Raw genomic sequence first — 18,550 nt, 5'->3', positions numbered from 1 at the left:
CTGTCTTGTCTGACTAGTATGGTAGTTATTTCGGCGCGTTGACGATTCGACTTTGGGCGCAGGAAAACGTGGTCACCGTCACAGTTCCCGCCGGTTCTGCCGATGTCTCTTTTAATCAGCTACGAGCTACGAGCTACGAGCTACGAGCTGCGAGCTGCGAGCTGCGAGCGATAGGCGACGGGCGACGAGCGACGAGCTGGCGCCGGGGCGCTATGAAAGGAACACGGCTTCGCGAACGCAGGAGACAACGCGGCGATGGGCATACGCGATTGGCCGGAGGGGGAGCGGCCGCGGGAGAAACTGTTGATGCTGGGGGCGGCGGCACTGTCCGACGCCGAGTTGCTGGCGATATTTCTGCGCGTGGGGGTCAAGGGGCGCTCGGCGGTGGACCTGGCACGGGATCTGCTGAGCAGTTTTGGTGGGCTGCGCCAGTTGCTGGAAGCGGATCGCCAGCGGTTCTGCGCCGAGCATGGCCTGGGCGAAGCGAAGTTCGTGCAGCTCCAGGCCACGCTCGAGCTGTCCCGTCGTCACCTGGGCAGCCTGCTCGAGCGGGAGGCGGCACTGACCTCGCCGACGCTGGTGCGGACTTTCCTGAGCGCGCAGCTGCGTCATCTTGACCATGAGGCATTCGCGGCGCTGTTTCTGGACACCCAGCATCGGGTGATCCGCTTCGAGATCCTCTCCGAAGGCACGCTCGACAGCGCCGCCGTCTACCCGCGAGAGGTCGCCCGGCGAACGCTGGCGCACAATGCCGGTGCGGTGATCTTCGCCCACAATCACCCCTCCGGCGTGGCCGAACCCAGCGACGCCGACCGGCGGATCACCGAGCGACTGCGCGAGGCGCTGGCACTGTTCGATATCCGGGTGCTGGACCACTTCGTGATCGGCGATGGCGAGGTGATCTCCTTCGCGGAACGGGGATGGCTGTAGGAAAGCCTCAATTTCAAGATTCGGATGGGAAGACGGGGCGGATTCGGGTAACATGCCGCGCCATGTTCTCGGGTGGTCGCCGCTCCTGCGGTGTATCGGCAACAGTCGACGCGGTGCTTGAAGGGCGCCGATTGTTGCGAAGAGCAGGGGGCTCTGGTATAAAGTACGCCCTTTGAATCGGGGCATACGGTGACGGCCCGCCATTTCGAGCGTTTCGGAGATGGCAGGAAGAGTCGCGAAAAGCGATCTCGACACCGAATGTCCGAGATAAACCGAACAACCCAACCCGCCAGTGGTCGGAGGCTTCCATGTCCCAAGTTTGTCAGGTTACCGGTAAGCGTCCGGTGACTGGTAACAACGTCTCGCACTCACAGCGCAAGACACGTCGTCGTTTCGTCCCGAACCTGCACACGCATCGTTTCTGGGTCGAATCCGAGAAGCGTTTCGTCAAGCTGCGTCTGTCCTCCAAGGGCATGCGCATCATCGACAAGAAGGGCATCGATGCGGTGCTCAGCGACATTCGCAAGCGTGGCGCCAGCCTTTAAGGAGTCGAGACATGCGTGACAAGATCAAGTTGGTGTCCAGTGCCGGTACCGGCCACTTCTACACCACGGCCAAGAACAAGCGTAACACCCCGGACAAGCTGGAATTCAAGAAGTACGATCCGGTCGTTCGCAAGCACGTCATCTACAAGGAAGCCAAGATCAAGTGATCTAGCTTTCCGCTGGTGCTGAAGTGCCGGCGCAGGAATGACAGTACGGAAAACCCGGTCCTCGACCGGGTTTTCTCGTTTGTGGTGAATCCGTTTGTGATGAAAGAGTCGCGAGAACAGACGCATGCCCGAGCTCCCCGAAGTCGAAACCACCCGCCGCGGCATCGCTCCCCACGTCGAGGGACGGGAGATCGTCGAGGTCATCGTGCGCCAACGTAGCCTGCGCGTGCCGATTCCTGGCGATCTGGAGTCGACATTGATCGGCGCCCGGTTCGGCGAGCTTTCCCGGCGCGCCAAGTATCTGCTGCTGCCGCTGGCGGAGCGCACCCTGCTGTGGCATCTCGGCATGTCGGGAAGCCTGCGCATCGCCCGCGTCGGCGACCAGCCCAAGAAGCACGACCATGTCGACGTGGTGGTCGAGGGTGGCAATATCCTGCGCTATCACGATCCCCGCCGCTTCGGCTTCGTCGACTGGCTGGCGGGAGACGTCGAATCGGATACCCGGCTGTCGAAGCTGGGGCCGGAACCGCTGTCGCCGGCGTTCGATGGCCAGCGACTCTACCGGCTTTCCCGAGGACGCCGAGCCGCGGTGAAGACCTTCATCATGGACAACGCGGTGGTCGTGGGCGTGGGCAATATCTACGCCACCGAGGCGCTGTTCATGGCCGGTATCGACCCGCGCCGAGCCGCCGGGCGCGTCTCGCTCGAACGTTTCGAGCGCCTCGTCGACGCGATCAAGACGGTGCTGGCGGCGGCGATCACCCAGGGTGGCACGACGCTGCGGGATTTCGTCAGCGGTAGCGGCGAACCGGGTTACTTCGCGCAGCGCCTCAACGTCTACGGGCGCGGGGGACAACCCTGCCGCCATTGCGGCCTGGAGCTGCGCCATGTCGTGCTGGGGCAGCGTGCCACGGTGTACTGTGCGATCTGCCAGACCTGACCGCTCGCCGTCTCCGTCTGCACCTTGACCGGCGAGGCGGGAACCTTGCCGCTCGCTGGTTTTCCAACTCGGGCGCGGTGGCTGGCCGCTATGTGCGTTCGAGGGTTGGGGAATTCGCGGGTGTTGTTAGAATGCGCCAGGATCTCCGTTCGATATCGCACTGCCCGAAACGCTTTTTTATCTCTTTTGCTGTTGTCCTTCCCGATGGAGCCCCGCCAATGGAGTCAATCGTGACCCAGACCCTGCGTCTCAAGAAGAATGCCGATCGTCGTCTCAAGGCGGGCCATCTGTGGCTCTATTCCAACGAGATCGATATCCAGGCCACACCGCTCAAGGGCCTGGAGCCGGGGGCGCAGGTGACTATCGAGGCCGCCAACGGCAAGGCTTTGGGCGTCGCCTATGTCAATCCGAACTCGCTGATCTGCGCCCGCGTCGTCTCCCGCGATGCCGACGTTCGGCTCGATCGCTCGCTGCTGGTGCACCGCTTCAATCAGGCGCTGGCGCTGCGCGACCGGCTGTTCGCCAAGCCGTTCTATCGTCTGATCCACGGCGAGGGCGACCTGCTGCCAGGGCTGATCGTCGATCGGTTCGACGACGTGCTCGTGGTCCAGCTCAACACCCTCGGCATGGAGACGGTGCGTGACGAGGTGATCGCGGCGCTCGACAAGGTGCTTTCGCCGAGAGCGATCGTGTTCAAGAACGACTCCAGTGGCCGTCGCCTGGAGCAGCTCGAGTCCGAAGTGGCGGTGGTTCACGGAGAGCTGCCGGACGAGGTGCTGCTGGAGGAGAACGGTGTCCGTTTCGTGGCGCCGGTGCTGGACGGCCAGAAGACCGGCTGGTTCTACGACCATCGCGCCAACCGCGCCTGGCTCAACGGTCTGGTCGCCGGCAAGCGGGTGCTCGATCTGTTCAGCTACGTCGGCGGCTGGGGCGTCCAGGCGGCGGCGCACGGCGCCAGCGAGGTCTTGTGTGTCGATGCGTCGCAGACGGCGCTCGACCGGGTGGCCGAGAACGCCGCCCTCAACGGGCTCCACGAGCAGGTCTCTGTCGGCCACGGTGACGTCTTCGAAGCGATGACGGCGCTGCGCGCCGAGGGCGAGAAGTTCGATGTGGTGGTGCTCGATCCGCCGGCATTCATCAAGAAACGCAAGGATCTCGCCAATGGCGAGCGCGCCTACGCGCGCCTCAATCGCGAAGCGATGCGGCTGCTGGGTCGCGATGGCCTGCTGATGTCGGCCTCCTGCTCCATGCACCTGTTCGAGGAGCGCCTGGTCGAGTGCGTGCGGGGCGCGGTCCGCCACCAGGATCGTCACGGTCAGATCATCTATCGTGGTGGCCAGGCCGGAGATCACCCGGTGCATCCGTCGATTCCCGAGACCGCTTACCTGAAAGCGCTCGGCGTGCGGGTCTTCCGGAACTGATGAGCGCGACGATCCGATGGCGGTGACGTGAGCGTCGAACAGGTTCGGGTCTTTCGTCACGCCAATGTCTTGTTGGTCAGTCATGTTCGTAACGTGATCGAGAGCGGCGGCGTTGCGGCCGCGTTGCGCAACATGACCCTGGCCGGCGGGGCGGGCGAACTGCCACCCGATCAGTGCGAGGCCGAGGTCTGGGTGGCCGCCGCGGCCGAGGCGCAGGCGATCGAGCTGGTTCGAGAGGCTCTCGAGGGCCCCGCCACGGCCTTGCCCGAGTGGTGCTGCCAGGGCTGCGGGGAACGCCTCGAGGGTGTGTTCGACCGTTGCTGGCAGTGCGGTCGCGATCGCCCGGATCGCAGCTGAGCCCCATCGCTGCCGGTGCGGCGCCATCTGATTCAACCCAGGAGGTTTGTATGGACTGGGACCTGCCCACGCCTTTCGTGATCGATATCGATGTCGAGCGCTCGAGCATCGATCACTACGGCCACGTCAACAACGCCGAGTATCTGCGCTGGGTCGAGCGTGCCAGCTGGGCGCATTCGCGCGCGCTGGGGCTGACGCTGGAGGACTATCGCGCGCTCAATCGCGGCATGGTCGTTCACCGTCATGAACTGGACTATCTGGCACCGGCCTTCGAGGGCGACCGCTTGCAGCTCTCGACCTGGATCGTCAGCTGCGACGGCCGCCTGTCGCTGGAGCGGCGCTTCCAGCTGCGCCACGTCGAAACGTCCCGCACGTTGCTGCGTGCACATACCCGCTTCGTCTGCATCGATATGGAGAGTTGCCGGCCGAAACGCATGCCGCCGTGTTTCGCCGAGGTCTACGGCGGCGCCTGCGTCACCGCGGATCGCTGAATCCCCAATTCGCTGAATCGGAACGCCACCGGCCCCGCTCGTCCCGACGCGCGGGGCCGGTGGCGCTTCGGCTCAGGTGATGGCGGACGAGGGCGTTGTCTCGCGCTCGCCGGTTGAGCGGGATGGCGATCGTCTCGGGGCGACGATCGCCATGAAGCGCGCAAGTGTCGCGTCGCTGGCCGGACGCGTGACCCGGGAGACGGCGACGAACAGCGGCAGATTGACGATCAAGCCCCAGGCGCCGGCGTGGACGCCGAGCGGATTGGGCCACACCACCGTGAACAGGACGGTCACGATGAACCCGGCCGACAGCCCGCACAGCACCCCGGCTCGGGTGGCCCGCGGCCACACGAACAGGCCGATGAAGGCCGGCAGCATCTGGGCGGCGAAGCCGAGCCCGACCAGCAGGATCATGATCAGGTTGCCGGGATTGAGCATGGCCACCGGGCCGACGATCAGCAGCATGATTGGAAAGATCAGGTAGCGCGCGAGCTGGCCGGTGCGTCGCTCCGAAAGCTTGAACAGCGGGCGGATCACGTCCCGGGTCCAGGTCAGCGCGGTGCCGTGGATGTAGGGCTCGCTGGAGGACATCGCGGCGGCCAGCGTGCCGGCGCCGAGCAGACCGACCAGTACCGGCGGCATCTGCTGGAATGCCAGCTGCAGGGCGACGGTGTCGGCGCGCTCCAGGTCGGGCAGGCTGAAGATGCCGATGAAACCGACCACCACCATCGGCAGGATGACGAAGTAGTAGGTCGGCAGCCAACTGGCGCTGCGGCGGATACTCTGGGCCGAGTCGGCGCTCATCCACTGCAGCCAGACCGGCTGCTGAAACGAGAACATCGAGACGATGATCGACGAGGTCCAGAAGGCGAAACTCATGTCGCCGAGGCCGCCCGGCAGCGTCAGGAAGTCGACATGGGATTCGCGCAGGCGTTCGAAGACCCCGCCGAACCACCAGTCGCCGGTCAGTCGATGGGCCGCCCAGAGCCCGATCGTCCAGGCCACGATCAGCATCAGGCCGCCCTGAAACGCGTTGGTCACGCCGATGGCGCGCTGGCCGCTGATGAACAGATAGATCGCGATGGTACCCAGCACCAGCCAGATATTGAGCGTGAAGGGCAGCAGGCCGCCGCTCATCACTTCCAGGATGTAGGCCGCGCCAATGGTCTGGAGGACGGCATAGGCCATGGCACCGATCGACATCACCAGTGACGTCAGCGCGCCGAGCAGCGGACTCTCGAAGCGATCCGCCACTGCCTGGGCCTGGGTGACGTGGCCGAGTCTGGCGCCGAACGCCCACACCCGGGGGCCGCAGTACCAGGCGATCAGGGCCAGATAGCTCAGGTAGATGACGACGTAGAATACCGGCACGCCCTTGCTCCAGGCCCAGCCCGGCGCGCCCATGAAGGTGTAGGCGCTGATGCTGCCGGCACCCATCAGCAGGTACATCACCACGGGCCCCATGCTGCGTCCGGCGACGCCCCACTGCTCGAGACTGTCCATGCGATGGCTGCCGCGGGCACGAATCCCAAGCCACAGCGCCACGGCCACGTAGGTCAGCGTCATCAGCAGCGGAATCGGTTCACTCATCGACGTGTTCTCCCGATCCTGGTGCGACTGTGGTGGGGTCTGCCTGAGTGATCGAGGTCGGCAGGGGCAGCAGCCGGTTGGCCAGCAGCATCACGCCGGTCGATGCGAGGATGATCAGGCAGGACCAGGCCGCCAGCGCCGGCAGACCCAGTATCAGCACGGCGTGGTTGGCCAGCAGCACGGCCGGCCACAACCCGGCCAGGATGACCAGCAGGAAGAGGGCCAGCAGCGCCTTTCCCCTCCTCGTGGCAGGGCGGATCAAGCGGTGGTTCATGAGACGACTCCAGCATCTTGTGGTGGCGAGGATACCGTGCACGGGCCCCCGGTTCAGCTTCGTGGCGGTGTCGGCCAGTTACGAATCGGTCCACGCCACCGTTCGAAGAGACGGGCGAGCTGCAGCACCCGGTGATCCTCGAAACGTGGCGCGATCAGTTGAATGCCGAGCGGCAGGCCGTCGCGACCGAAACCGCCGTTGATGGACAGTGCCGGCTGCTCGCCCATGTTCCAGGGCAGCGTGAAGCCCAGGTGCTCGAACGGATGTTCCGGGTCGTTGGAGGGGTGGCCGTACTCGGCGGGGAAGCTGTAGACCGGCGTCGTCGGGGAGAGTATGGCGTCGACATCGTCGAACGCGGCCTCGGTGGCGCGGCGCAGGGCAAAGGTCTGCTCGAAGCCGTGGACGACATCCACCGCGCTCAACTCGGCGCCGCGCGCCGCCCATTGGGTAATCATGGGAAAGATCCGGGCGCGTTGCGACGCGCTCAAGGCCGCCAGCGACTTCCACTGCCGCGCCCGCCAGAAGTTGTCGAGGCCGCCGAGCATCTCGCGGGTCATCACCGGTGCCATCGGCACCAGCGTGGCCCCGGCGCGCTCGAATCCCGCCGCGGCGGCTTCCACGGCCGCCAGGAGCTGGGGATCGGCGGTCAGGCCGCAGCCGGCGTCGAGCATCACGCCAAGCCGGAGGCCCGACAGCTCGAGCGAGAGCTCCATCCAGTCGATCCGGGATGGGGGCAGGCGGGTCGGATCGCGGCGATCGGTGCGGGAGAGCGTTTGCATCATCAGCGCGGCGTCCTCGACCGTGCGGGTCATCGGTCCGGCGCAGCGCCCGGTATAGCAAGGGTCGATGGGAATGCGTCCCAGCGTGGGCTTGAATCCGACCAGACCGCACCACGCGGCCGGCAGGCGCACCGAGCCACCAATGTCGGTGCCGACATGCAGCGGTCCGAGGCCGGCGGCGGCGGCCGCGCCGGCGCCGGAACTGGAGCCGCCGGGATTGGCGTCGAGCTTCCAGGGGTTGCGGGTCAGGCCGTGGAAGGTCGAGACGCCGGAGGACATCATGCCGAAATCGGGGCAGGTCGTCTTGGCGAAGATCAGGGCTCGATCCTCCCTCAGCCGTGCCGATGGCGGGGCATCGTCGTGGGCCGGGGTCAGTTCGGTGACCACGGTTCCCTGCGGAATCGGCACGCCGCGGGTGGCGATCAACTCCTTGATCGTGACCGGGATACCGTCGAGGGGGCCTAGAGGCGCACCGGTACGCCAGCGCCGGGCGGCTTCGGCGGCCTCGGTCGTCAGCGTCGTCTCGTCGTAGGCATAGAGCGCGTTGATGTGAGGCTCCCAGGCCCGAATGTGGGGAATGAGCTCGGCGACGTAGTCGGCGGGCGAAAAGCGACCGTCGCGAAAACCGGCCAGCAGCGTCGTCGCGGATGCATCGAGGAGGTTCATGGTGAGAGGATCCCGTTGGTGTTGTCGTGGGTATCGGTTCCTAGCATGCCGCGTATTGGCGGACTATCGCCACCGCCAAATGGTCAGCGCGGTGTAATGATGCGGTGCCCGTCGGGCCAGGCCTGGTGGCGACTCGGCGCAACCGGTGCGCCATGAAGCCGATCCGCAGATCGGCCGGCTCGGGGGTGACGCGGCGTGAACTCGCGTCGGCGCGACGACGGCAGGAGGTGTCAGTGCTAATTGGTTCGATCCGCTTTTTATGACGGTATTTTCGAGAATATTTTTTACCAAAATCTCTATTTCAGTGAATTTGCGTCTTTTTTGGTGTGCTATCCCGTCCTTATCGCTGTTGTGCTGTAATTTCTGCGATCCTTCAATGACAACCAGAGATCGAGGCAACGACCATGCATATCGGCGTCCCCAAGGAAATCAAGAACCATGAATATCGCGTCGCCCTGACCCCGGGCGGCGTGCGAGAACTGGTGGCGCGAGGCCACCAGGTCGGGGTACAGGCGGAGGCGGGGATTGGATCCGGCTATCCGGACGACGCCTATCGTGAGGCCGGCGCCGACATCGTGGCCGACGTCGATGCGCTGTGGGCGAGCGCGGAACTGATCCTCAAGGTCAAGGAGCCGCAGGCGGAAGAGGTTGCCCGGCTGCGCCCGGAGCAGACGCTGTTCACTTACCTGCACCTGGCCGCGGAGGAGACGCTCACCCGTGGCCTGATCGACAGCGGCGCCACCTGCATCGCCTACGAGACCGTCACCGACGGCCTGGGTGGCTTGCCGCTGTTGGCGCCGATGAGCCGCGTCGCCGGTCGCATGGCCGTCCAGGCTGGGGCCCACAGCCTGGAGAAGGCCCAGGGCGGTGCCGGCATACTGCTGCCGGGCGTGCCCGGCGTGGCGCCGGCCAAGGTCACCGTGATCGGCGGCGGCGTGGTCGGCGAGAACGCCGCGCGCATGGCGCTGGGGCTGGGTGCCGAGGTGACCATCCTCGACAAGTCGCTGCCCCGGCTGGAAGTGCTCGACCATCGTTACCAGGGCCGGATTCGCACGGTCTATTCGACCACCGAGACGCTGGAGGTCGCGGTGCGCGAGTCCGACATGATCATTGGCGCCGTGCTGGTCCCCGGCGCTGCCGCCCCCAAGCTGATCACCCGAGCGATGCTCGGCGAGATGAAGCCGGGGAGCGTACTGGTGGACGTGGCGATCGATCAGGGCGGCTGCTTCGAGACCAGCAAGCCGACGACCCATGCCGAGCCCAGTTACGTGGTCGACGGGATCGTGCACTACTGCGTCGCCAACATGCCCGGAGCGGTGGCGCGCACCTCGACCCAGGCGTTGACCAACGCCACGCTGCCGTTCGTGATCGCGCTGGCCGACAAGGGCTGGAAGCGGGCACTGGCCGATGATGCGCATTTCCGCGCCGGCCTCAACGTCCATGCCGGTCAGGTGACCTACACCGCCGTCGGCGAAGCGTTCGGGCTGGAAGTGGTTTCAACCGAGCAGATTCTGAAGGGCTGAGGTCGAGCCCCCTCAAGGGCGGGGGTCGACAGGCGAGACCGATGAACAGGGGAAGCGCTGCACAAACCCTGCGCCATGTGATGGCGCGCGGCGTGAGAGCGCGGCGTGCGGTGCCCGTGGCGCTGGCATCGGCGGCTATCCCGATGCCACCGAGCGGGGCGCTTCTCTCGCTACCGGCGGCTCGGGGGCGCGGGAAGGGGGCTGCGTCGCTCCCCGTCGTATCATCGCTGGCAGCCAGCCGGCATTGGTCTGTAGAGGTTCCCGCGGGTGTTCGCTCTGGGGGAGGTGGCAGGGTAAACTGCCCGCACTGCCACTTTCCCCTAGCGATTCGAAGAGTTCATGAGCAAGCGACGCGTTCTTACCGGCATCACCACCACGGGTACGCCGCATCTGGGCAACTATGTCGGCGCGATCAAGCCGGCCATCGCCGAGAGCCAGAATCCCGATGTCCAGTCCTACTATTTCCTTGCCGACCTGCATGCGCTGATCAAGGCGCAGGACCCGCAGCGGGTGCAGCAGTCGCGGCTCGAGATCGCCGCCACCTGGCTGGCGCTGGGGCTGGATACCGACAACGCGATCTTCTATCGCCAGTCCGACATCCACGAGATCCCGGAACTCGCCTGGCTGCTCTCCTGCGTCTGCGCCAAGGGTCTGATGAACCGCTCCCACGCCTACAAGGCGGCGGTGGCGGAGAACGAAGAGGGCGGCGTCCCCGATCCGGATCGCGGCGTCACCATGGGACTGTTCGGCTATCCGGTGCTGATGGCCGCCGATATCCTGATGTTCAACGCCCACAAGGTGCCGGTGGGGCGTGACCAGATCCAGCATATCGAGATGGCCCGCGACATGGCGGGGCGCTTCAACCATATCTACAAGGGTGACTACTTCACCCTGCCCGAGGCGATCGTCGACGAGAAGGTCGAGGTGCTGCGCGGGCTCGACGGGCGCAAGATGTCGAAGAGCTACGACAACACCATCCCGCTGTTCGTCTCGGCCAAGAAGCTCCAGAAGCTGGTGCGCAAGATCAAGACCAACTCGCTGGAGCCCGGCGAACCCAAGGACCCGGAAACCTGCACCCTGTTCCAGATCTACAGCGCCTTCGCCACGGCGGAGGAGAGCGCCGACATGCGTCGCCGCTACGCCGAGGGAATCGGCTGGGGCAAGGCCAAGAACGAGGTGTTCGAGTACCTCGACGCGCAGCTGCGAGAACCGCGCGAGCGCTATGAGGCGCTGATCAACGACCCCGGCCATATCGAACAGGTCCTGCAGCGTGGCGCCGAGCGTGCCCGCGCCGAAGCCAATGTCCTGATGGAACGGCTGCGGGTGGCGGTAGGGCTAGGACGGTTCCGGTAGGCTTCGAGCCACGAGCCTCGAGCCACGACTGCGTCGGCTTCGGGGCGCGTCAAGGCAGCCACGAGCCGGGGTCGGCGCTGAGCGCTCGAGAAGCCAGCCAGGACAATCGCCAGTGACATGTGTCACTGGCGATTGTCGTTAGCGGAACCCTATCCTGATTTCGCAGCTCGCAGCTCGCAGCTCGCAGCTCGCAGCTCGCAGCTCGCAGCTCGCAGCTCGCAGCTCGCAGCTCGCAGCTCGCAGCCCGAAGCCCGAAGCCCGAAGCCCGAAGCTTTCGCCGATTCATCTATAACAAAAGCGTCTATTCAAAGACCATTTCGTCGTTTTCGAATTCCTGAGTAAAAGACTAAAGTATCGCCCATTCGATTTTAGTCTAAGCAAAGGGTTGTTTTATGACGACTTTGACGAAAACGACGCCGCCCGGCATCGGCCGGCTCTCGCCCAAGGCGTGGATCGCCGCGCTGCTGCTTGCTCTCGGGGCGCTGGCCGTCGGCCTCGCCTTCGGTGGCAATCAGGGCTGGCTGATGCTGGTCGGCGGCGGTCTGGGCGTCGTGCTCTACCACGCCTCCTTTGGCTTCACTTCGGCGTGGCGGGTGTTCATCACCGAGCGCCGCGGTCGTGGGCTGCGCGCTCAGATGGTGATGCTGGCGCTGGCGGTGGTGCTGTTCTTCCCGGCACTGGGAGCGGGAACGCTGTTCGGCCATCCGGTCGAGGGGTTCGTCTCGCCCATCGGTATCTCCGTCATCGTCGGCGCCTTCCTGTTCGGCATCGGCATGCAACTGGGCGGCGGCTGCGCATCCGGGACGCTGTTCACCGTAGGTGGCGGCAACGCCCGCATGGTCATTACGCTGCTCTTCTTCATCGTCGGCTCGGTGATCGGCACGGCGCACTTTGCCTGGTGGCAGAGCCTGCCGGCGTTCCAGCCCACCTCGATGATCGATCTGTTCGGTACGGGGGGCGGGATCGCTGCCAGTCTGGTGCTGTTTGCGGGCATCGCCGCCTTGACGGTGGTCATGGAGAGGCGCCGTCACGGCCAACTGGAGCAGACCTCATCGGTCTCGCCGGGACCGGGCCGCTGGCTGACCGGACCGTGGCCGATCCTGGCCGGGGCGATCGGCCTGGCGCTGCTCAACTTCCTGACGCTGTCATTGGCCGGCCGGCCCTGGGGCATTACCTCGGCCTTCGCGCTATGGGGCGCCAAGGCGTTCCAGGCTGTCGGCGGCGACGTCACCGCCTGGGGCTATTGGCAGAACCCCGGTCGTGCCGCTTCTCTCGACAGCAGCGTCTTCAGCGATATCACCACGGTGATGAACATCGGCATCATCCTGGGGGCGGGCCTAGCGGCGTCGCTGGCCGGGCGCTTCGCCCCGAGCCTGCGGATTCCGCTGCGCTCGGTGGCGGCCGCCGTGATTGGCGGGCTGCTGCTGGGCTATGGCGCGCGGCTGGCGTTCGGTTGCAACATCGGCGCCTATTTCAGCGGTATCGCGTCCGGCAGCCTGCACGGCTGGCTGTGGCTGGTGGCCGCGTTCGCCGGCAACATGCTGGGGGTGCGGCTGCGCCCGCTGTTCTTCCCCGGCCCGGCCAAGCCGGTCGCGGCGAGCTGCTGAGCGACCGGGTAGCGACCAGACGAGCCCCGCTACGGCGGGGCTTTTCGTGCGCCGTTACGTCTTTGGTAAGGGTTTCCATGGCGGACATGCCATTGGCGGCGGCAGATGGCATACTGGTCGGCCCCCGGCCGGCTTCGGCTCGCTCGGGGCGTCCGTCCGGTTGCGTGGCAGCCGCACGGTCGATAACGACAATGCGCCATCGGGCCTGCACCAACGACCGGTGAGATCGCCCGTCCGACAGGCGCGTTTCATTCGTTGGTTACCGCGAGAGTCGATTCATGTCCGATCACGCCAAGCGCCCGCTTTACATCCCCTACGCCGGACCGTCGCTGCTGGAAACGCCGCTGCTCAACAAGGGCAGCGCCTTTACCCGTGACGAGCGGGTCGAGTTCAACCTGGTGGGCCTGCTGCCGCAGAACGTCGAGAGCATCGAAGAGCAGCTCGAACGGGCTTATCACCAGTACACCCTGTGCCAGAACAACCTCGACAAGCATATCTATCTGCGGGCGATCCAGGACGACAACGAGACGTTGTTCTTCCGCCTGCTGGAGGAGCATCTCGAGGAGATGCTGCCGATCATCTACACCCCGACGGTGGGCGAGGCGTGCGAAGAGTTTTCCAATATCTACCGCAACCATCGTGGCCTGTTCATCTCCTACCCCGACCGCCATCGGATGGATGACATCCTGCGCAGCGCGACCAAGGACAAGGTGCGGGTGATCGTGGTCACCGACGGTGAACGCATCCTCGGCCTCGGCGACCAGGGTATCGGCGGCATGGGCATCCCGATCGGCAAGCTTTCGCTCTACACCGCCTGTGGCGGCATCAGCCCGGCCTACACGCTGCCGATCACACTGGATGTCGGCACCAACAACCAGAAGCTGCTCGACGATCCGATGTACATGGGCTGGCGCCACAAGCGCGTGTCGCCGGACGAGTATGCCGAGTTCATCACCCTGTTCATGGAGTCGCTGAAGGCTCGCTGGCCCAACGTGTTGCTGCAGTTCGAGGATTTCGCGCTGACCAACGCGATGCCGCTGCTGGAGCGTTATCGGGACGAGCTCTGCTGTTTCAACGACGATATCCAGGGCACCGCCTCGGTCTGCGTGGCGACGTTGCTGGCCTCGTGCAAGGCCAAGAATGCCAAGCTCAGCGAGCAGACGATCACCTTCGCCGGCGCCGGGTCCGCCGGCTGCGGCATCGCCGAGCAGATCGTGATTGCGATGACGCGCGAAGGCTTGTCGGAAGCCGATGCCAGAAAACGCATCTTCATGGTCGACAAGGATGGCCTGCTGACCACCGACATGGAGGGGCTGCACGGCTTCCAGCAGCGGCTCGCCCACGATCCCGCCGAGTTGCGCTTCGACAGTGATACCCGCCTGCTGCTCGACGTGGTCCGCAACGCCAAGCCGACCATCCTGATCGGCGTCTCCGGCCAGCGCGGCCTGTTCACCGAGGAGGTGATCAAGACGCTCAACGCCAACTGCGAGAATCCGCTGGTCATGCCGCTCTCCAACCCCACGTCCAAGGTCGAGGCGGTTCCGCAGGACGTGCTGGAGTGGACCAACGGACAGGCGATGGTGGCGACGGGGAGTCCGTTCCCGCCGGTGGAGATCGACGGTCGCACGATCCCCATCGCCCAGTGCAACAACTCCTATATCTTCCCGGGCATCGGCCTTGGCGTGATCGCCGCCAATGCGACGCGTGTCACCGACAACATGCTGATGGCGGCCTCCAATGCGCTCGCCGACAGCGCGCCGATCGTCAAGACCGGCGAGGGGGCGCTGCTGCCCGCGCTGGGCGACATTCGCGAGATCAGCCAGTTGATCGCCTTCGCCGTCGGCAAGCAGGCCCAGCAGGATGGTGTCGCGCTCTCCTCCAGCGACGAAGTGCTGTGGGATGCGATCCATGGCCACTTCTGGTATCCGCGCTATCGGCAGTATCGTCGGCGTTCGATCTGATGTCGTGAGCGACGAGCGACGAGCGACGAGCGACGAGCGACGAGCTACGAGCTACGAGCTACGAGCTACGAGCTACGAGCTACGAACAAGCCCCGCCCGAGAGCGGGGCTTGTTCGTTGATGGATATTTCTCTCCACGCTCGAGAGGTGGCAGCCTTCGACGCCTCCGCAATAGCGCTGAACGCGGGAGCGATGAATCGGGTCTTGAGACATGGATGTCGCAAGAGGCGCGTTGGGCAGGATGCCCTTTTGCGCCGACCCGAATTCAGCGTGACTGCGTTCAGGGCTTCGCTATTGCGCTGCGTCAAGAAGGGGAGTGTGAGGGGCTTGCCCCTCACGACCATGAGCAGAAGGGAGGTTGGTGCCCGGTCAGTGGTAAATACGAGGAGATGAAATGAGTCGCCTCGTCCGTTTGGCACAGGATCCACGAAAAAGCCCCACCGATCGGTGGGGCTTCGCTGATGGCGTGCAACGCCATTCAAACGACGCGTTGCGCGCTTACAGCATGCTGCGCAGGACGTAGTGGAGGATGCCGCCGTGGCGGTAGTACTCCAGTTCGTTGGCGGTGTCGATACGGCACAGGGCATCGATCTTCTTCTCGCCCTTGTCGCTTTCGATGGTCACCTTGACGCTGGCGCCCGGGGTCAGATCCGCCAGCCCTTCGATGGAGATGGTCTCGTCGCCGGTGAGCCCCAGCGTCTCGCGACTTTCACCCTCGGGGAACTGCAGCGGCAGCACGCCCATGCCGATCAGGTTGGAGCGGTGGATACGCTCGTAGGATTCGGTGATGACCGCGCGCACGCCGAGCAGACGCGTGCCCTTGGCCGCCCAGTCACGGGAGGAGCCGGTGCCGTACTCCTTGCCGGCGATCACCACCAGCGGGGTGTCGTCCTCGGCATATTTCATCGCCGCGTCGTAGATCGACATCTGCTCGCCGCTGGGCACGTGCCGGGTGTAGCCGCCCTCGACGTTCTCCAGCATCTCGTTGCGGATACGCACGTTGGCGAAGGTGCCGCGCATCATCACCTCGTGGTTGCCGCGACGCGAACCGTAGGAGTTGAAGTCCTTCACCGCGACGCCGTGCTCCTGCAGATACTTGCCGGCGGGGCTGTCCGGCTTGATCGAGCCGGCCGGCGAGATGTGGTCGGTGGTGACGGAGTCGCCCAGCTTGGCCAGCACGCGGGCATTCTTGACGTCTTCGACCGGCTTCGGCTCCTTGTCCATCCCCTCGAAGAACGGCGGGTGCTGGATGTAGGTGGAGTCCTTGGACCAGGCGTAGACCTCGCTCTCCGGGAACTCGATCGACTGCCAGGCCTCGTCGCCGTCGAACACCTCGGCGTACTCCTTGCGGTACATTTCGGTCTTGACCTTCTCCACCGCCTCGGCGATCTCGGCCTGGGAGGGCCAGATGTCCTTGAGGTAGATGTCGTTGCCGTCCTGATCCTTGCCCAGGGGCTCCTTCGACAGGTCCTTGCGCACGTTGCCGGCCAGGGCGTAGGCGACGACCAGGGGCGGTGAGGCGAGCCAGTTGGTCTTGACCAGCGGGTGCACGCGGCCTTCGAAGTTGCGGTTGCCGGAGAGCACCGAGGCGACGGTGAGATCGCCGTCGTTGACCGCTTTCTCGATCGGCTCGGGCAGCGGCCCGGAGTTGCCGATACAGGTCGTGCAGCCGTAGCCCACCAGGTTGAAGCCGAGCGCGTCGAGGTCGTCCTGCACGCCGCCCGCGGCCAGATAGTCTGTGACCACCTTGGAGCCGGGGGCCAGCGAGGTCTTGACCCATGGCTTGGTGGTCAGCCCTTTTGCCTTGGCTTTCCGCGCCAGCAGGCCGGCGGCCATCATCACGCTGGGGTTGGAGGTGTTGGTACAGGAGGTGATCGCGGCGATCACCACGGCGCCGTGGTTGAGCGAGAAGGTCTCGTCCTCGTAGGTCACCTCCTGGCTGTCGCCGGTACGGTAATCCGCGCCGCTGGTGTAGGCCTCGCCGTCGGCGGGCGGCGCACCGATGGCAGTATCGCCGCCTTCACCGGTCCACTTGGCCTTCTCTTCGTGGGAGGCATCCGGCTGCTCGCCGGCCATCAGGGATTCGAAGGTCGACTTCATGTCGGCGAGCGCGACCCGGTCCTGAGGTCGCTTGGGGCCGGCCAGCGAGGCTTCGACTTCATCCATGTCCAGTGCCAGCGAGTCGGTGAACGTCGGCTCCGCTCCCGGCTCGCGCCAGAGTCCCTGGGCTTGGCTGTAGGCCTTGACCAGCGCGATCTGATCTTCGTCGCGACCGGTCAGGCGCAGGTAGTTGAGCGTCTCGTCGTCGACCGGGAAGAAGCCGCAGGTGGCGCCGTATTCCGGTGCCATGTTGGCGATGGTGGCGCGATCCGCCAGCGGCAGGTCGTCGAGGCCGTCGCCGTAGAATTCGACGAACTTGCCCACCACGCCTTTCTTGCGCAGCATCTGGGTGACGGTCAACACCAGGTCGGTGGCGGTGATGCCTTCCTTGAGCTTGCCGGTCAGCTTGAAGCCGACCACCTCGGGGATCAGCATCGATACCGGCTGGCCGAGCATGGCAGCTTCGGCTTCGATGCCGCCGACGCCCCAGCCGAGAATGCCCAGGCCGTTGATCATGGTGGTGTGGGAGTCGGTGCCGACCAGCGTATCGGGGAAGGCGTAGGTCTTGCCGTCGACCTCCTTGGTCCATACCGTCTTGCCGAGATACTCCAGGTTGACCTGGTGGCAGATACCGGTACCCGGCGGCACGACACGGAAATTGTCGAACGCCTTCTGACCCCAGCGCAGGAACTCGTAGCGCTCCAGGTTGCGTTCCATCTCCATGGCGACATTGTCCTTGAACGCGGACGCATCGCCGAAATGGTCGACCATGACGGAGTGGTCGATGACCAGATCCACCGGCGACAGCGGATTGATCCGCTCTGCCTTGGCGCCAAGCTTCTTGACGGCATCGCGCATGGCGGCCAGATCGACCACGCCGGGGACGCCGGTGAAGTCCTGCATCAGGACCCGCGCCGGGCGATAGCCGATTTCACGGGTCGATTTGCCCTCCTTGAGCCAGTCGGCCAGCGCCTGGATATCCTCTTCGGCCACGGTGGCATCGTCGGCGTAGCGCAGCTGGTTTTCCAGCAGGACCTTGAGCGTCATCGGCAACTTGTCGATGTTGCCGAGCGTTTCGGCCGCCTTGGGCAGACTGTAGTAGTGAAACGTCGTGCCGTTGACGTCGAGCGTCGCTAGCGTGTGACTCGGGTCGGTAGACATCAGGGTTATCCTCCTCATGGCGGCGGCTGGCCTCGATGATCGGCGCCAGCCAGCCTGTCAGGTTCCTTAGCTACGATCCGACAGCGTTCCCGGCTGTCGACCGCCTTTCGATGGGGTGTCTTTACACCGCTCTTGTGTCTGAATTTGCCTGGGCCTCGCTGCCGCACTGAAACTGGTCTCGCGAGAGACCCGATAGTCGTCGGCATCGACCCCGCGACTGCCGGACGAACAGGTTGTCGACAATTATCATGGGCACGATAACATGCATTTTCAATTGGATGCTTCACGACTATCGTCCGGTGCGGCCTTGAAAGCGCATCCGATCGTCACCAACTTCAGCGTAGTTGGTGGAGAGACACTCTGCAGGTCAAGCGTAAGGCTGGAGATGACCCATGCCACAGGATTCGCTCGTCGATTGGCCCGTTCACTGTCCGTACTGCGATGCCCCCTTTTCCTTGTTGCTGGATCTGAGCGCAGGCGGTTACGACACCTGGGAGGATTGCGCCATCTGCTGCCAGCCGATCCATGTCGTGGTGGAGACAACGCTCTCCGGAGAGCTGGAAGGGGTAACGCTGGCCAGCGACGACGACGTGGTGTAGGTCTCGGCTCGATAGCGAGCGCCGCAAGATTTGATAGTCAATTGCTATATGATTCATTGCGCCAATCAAATTGGCTCATCAGTGGTT

General features: G+C 64.9%; 16 protein-coding genes. 12 read left to right on the top strand and 4 right to left on the bottom strand.

What is annotated here, in order from left to right:
• Positions 1-255 precede the first annotated feature (255 nt).
• The 7 genes from radC (at position 256) to AAGT95_RS01105 (ending at position 4,851) form a co-directional block, all read left to right on the top strand.
• Positions 256-930, top strand: coding sequence for a RadC family protein (gene radC / locus AAGT95_RS01135; protein WP_110602187.1), 675 nt, complete (start codon positions 256-258; stop codon positions 928-930).
• 308 nt (positions 931-1,238) lie between these two features.
• The gene (gene rpmB, locus AAGT95_RS01130; RefSeq protein WP_110602189.1) at positions 1,239-1,475 is read left to right on the top strand and encodes a 50S ribosomal protein L28; all 237 of its coding nucleotides are present in this window, start codon (positions 1,239-1,241) and stop codon (positions 1,473-1,475) included.
• 11 nt (positions 1,476-1,486) lie between these two features.
• On the top strand, positions 1,487-1,642 hold the full coding sequence (gene rpmG / locus AAGT95_RS01125) for a 50S ribosomal protein L33 (protein ID WP_035472447.1): 156 nt from the start codon (positions 1,487-1,489) through the stop codon (positions 1,640-1,642).
• Between the two features lie 124 nt (positions 1,643-1,766).
• Positions 1,767-2,582 carry a bifunctional DNA-formamidopyrimidine glycosylase/DNA-(apurinic or apyrimidinic site) lyase gene (mutM, locus tag AAGT95_RS01120; protein WP_342595244.1) on the top strand — a complete coding sequence of 272 codons (816 nt, stop codon included), beginning with the start codon at positions 1,767-1,769 and terminating at the stop codon, positions 2,580-2,582.
• Positions 2,583-2,812: 230 nt separating this feature from the next.
• Entirely contained in the window at positions 2,813-4,003 is a 1,191-nt protein-coding gene (locus AAGT95_RS01115) for a class I SAM-dependent rRNA methyltransferase (RefSeq protein ID WP_110708042.1), read from the top strand.
• 27 nt (positions 4,004-4,030) lie between these two features.
• Positions 4,031-4,360, top strand: a complete 330-nt coding sequence (locus tag AAGT95_RS01110; RefSeq protein WP_110602192.1) for a putative signal transducing protein — start codon at positions 4,031-4,033, stop codon at positions 4,358-4,360.
• A 50-nt stretch (positions 4,361-4,410) separates the two neighbouring features.
• Complete coding sequence (locus tag AAGT95_RS01105) at positions 4,411-4,851, top strand: thioesterase family protein (RefSeq protein WP_342595243.1); 441 nt, start codon at positions 4,411-4,413, stop codon at positions 4,849-4,851.
• 72 nt (positions 4,852-4,923) lie between these two features.
• Here AAGT95_RS01105 and AAGT95_RS01100 read toward each other — a convergent pair whose 3' ends face one another.
• From AAGT95_RS01100 to AAGT95_RS01090, 3 genes are read right to left on the bottom strand one after another with little or no spacing between them, the layout of a single operon-like run.
• A complete protein-coding gene (locus AAGT95_RS01100) occupies positions 4,924-6,441 on the bottom strand; it encodes a sodium:solute symporter family protein (protein WP_342595242.1) in 1,518 nt (505 codons plus the stop codon).
• Entirely contained in the window at positions 6,434-6,715 is a 282-nt protein-coding gene (locus tag AAGT95_RS01095) for a hypothetical protein (protein WP_342595241.1), read from the bottom strand. The genes AAGT95_RS01100 and AAGT95_RS01095 overlap by 8 nt, the downstream gene beginning before the upstream one ends.
• A gap of 53 nt (positions 6,716-6,768) precedes the next feature.
• Positions 6,769-8,160, bottom strand: a complete 1,392-nt coding sequence (locus tag AAGT95_RS01090; RefSeq protein ID WP_342595240.1) for an amidase — start codon at positions 8,158-8,160, stop codon at positions 6,769-6,771.
• A gap of 404 nt (positions 8,161-8,564) precedes the next feature.
• Here AAGT95_RS01090 and ald point away from each other — a divergent pair, with 404 nt between their 5' ends.
• The 4 genes from ald (at position 8,565) to AAGT95_RS01070 (ending at position 14,604) form a co-directional block, all read left to right on the top strand.
• Positions 8,565-9,683, top strand: a complete 1,119-nt coding sequence (gene ald, locus AAGT95_RS01085) for an alanine dehydrogenase (protein WP_342595239.1) — start codon at positions 8,565-8,567, stop codon at positions 9,681-9,683.
• 339 nt (positions 9,684-10,022) lie between these two features.
• The gene (locus AAGT95_RS01080; protein WP_342595238.1) at positions 10,023-11,036 is read left to right on the top strand and encodes a tryptophan--tRNA ligase; all 1,014 of its coding nucleotides are present in this window, start codon (positions 10,023-10,025) and stop codon (positions 11,034-11,036) included.
• A 392-nt stretch (positions 11,037-11,428) separates the two neighbouring features.
• Positions 11,429-12,643, top strand: coding sequence for a YeeE/YedE family protein (locus AAGT95_RS01075; RefSeq protein ID WP_342595237.1), 1,215 nt, complete (start codon positions 11,429-11,431; stop codon positions 12,641-12,643).
• Between the two features lie 278 nt (positions 12,644-12,921).
• A complete protein-coding gene (locus AAGT95_RS01070; protein ID WP_342595236.1) occupies positions 12,922-14,604 on the top strand; it encodes an NAD-dependent malic enzyme in 1,683 nt (560 codons plus the stop codon).
• Between the two features lie 497 nt (positions 14,605-15,101).
• On the opposite strand, the gene acnA is transcribed toward AAGT95_RS01070, so the two are convergent.
• Positions 15,102-17,864 carry an aconitate hydratase AcnA gene (acnA, locus tag AAGT95_RS01065; RefSeq protein WP_342595235.1) on the bottom strand — a complete coding sequence of 921 codons (2,763 nt, stop codon included), beginning with the start codon at positions 17,862-17,864 and terminating at the stop codon, positions 15,102-15,104.
• Positions 17,865-18,256: 392 nt separating this feature from the next.
• Between acnA and AAGT95_RS01060 the strand changes: the two genes are divergently transcribed.
• A complete protein-coding gene (locus tag AAGT95_RS01060) occupies positions 18,257-18,463 on the top strand; it encodes a CPXCG motif-containing cysteine-rich protein (RefSeq protein WP_110602206.1) in 207 nt (68 codons plus the stop codon).
• The last annotated feature ends 87 nt before the right edge of the window (positions 18,464-18,550 follow it).

The organism is Salinicola lusitanus, from assembly GCF_038648475.1.
Taxonomy (GTDB): domain Bacteria; phylum Pseudomonadota; class Gammaproteobacteria; order Pseudomonadales; family Halomonadaceae; genus Salinicola; species Salinicola lusitanus.
Note: the sequence above shows the minus strand (reverse complement) of the source record. Positions and strands in the feature narration are given on the sequence as shown.

Bases quoted from the DNA above. Each gene is read 5' to 3' on its own strand.
- radC (WP_110602187.1), top strand. From the start codon at position 256: ATGGGCATACGCGATTGGCCGGAGGGGGAGCGGCCGCGGGAGAAACTG.
- AAGT95_RS01075 (WP_342595237.1), top strand. From the start codon at position 11,429: ATGACGACTTTGACGAAAACGACGCCGCCCGGCATCGGCCGGCTCTCG.
- AAGT95_RS01100 (WP_342595242.1), bottom strand. From the start codon at position 6,441: ATGAGTGAACCGATTCCGCTGCTGATGACGCTGACCTACGTGGCCGTG.
- AAGT95_RS01090 (WP_342595240.1), bottom strand. From the start codon at position 8,160: ATGAACCTCCTCGATGCATCCGCGACGACGCTGCTGGCCGGTTTTCGC.
- mutM (WP_342595244.1), top strand. From the start codon at position 1,767: ATGCCCGAGCTCCCCGAAGTCGAAACCACCCGCCGCGGCATCGCTCCC.
- AAGT95_RS01105 (WP_342595243.1), top strand. From the start codon at position 4,411: ATGGACTGGGACCTGCCCACGCCTTTCGTGATCGATATCGATGTCGAG.
- AAGT95_RS01080 (WP_342595238.1), top strand. From the start codon at position 10,023: ATGAGCAAGCGACGCGTTCTTACCGGCATCACCACCACGGGTACGCCG.
- AAGT95_RS01060 (WP_110602206.1), top strand. From the start codon at position 18,257: ATGCCACAGGATTCGCTCGTCGATTGGCCCGTTCACTGTCCGTACTGC.
- rpmB (WP_110602189.1), top strand. From the start codon at position 1,239: ATGTCCCAAGTTTGTCAGGTTACCGGTAAGCGTCCGGTGACTGGTAAC.
- ald (WP_342595239.1), top strand. From the start codon at position 8,565: ATGCATATCGGCGTCCCCAAGGAAATCAAGAACCATGAATATCGCGTC.
- acnA (WP_342595235.1), bottom strand. From the start codon at position 17,864: ATGTCTACCGACCCGAGTCACACGCTAGCGACGCTCGACGTCAACGGC.
- AAGT95_RS01095 (WP_342595241.1), bottom strand. From the start codon at position 6,715: ATGAACCACCGCTTGATCCGCCCTGCCACGAGGAGGGGAAAGGCGCTG.
- rpmG (WP_035472447.1), top strand. From the start codon at position 1,487: ATGCGTGACAAGATCAAGTTGGTGTCCAGTGCCGGTACCGGCCACTTC.
- AAGT95_RS01070 (WP_342595236.1), top strand. From the start codon at position 12,922: ATGTCCGATCACGCCAAGCGCCCGCTTTACATCCCCTACGCCGGACCG.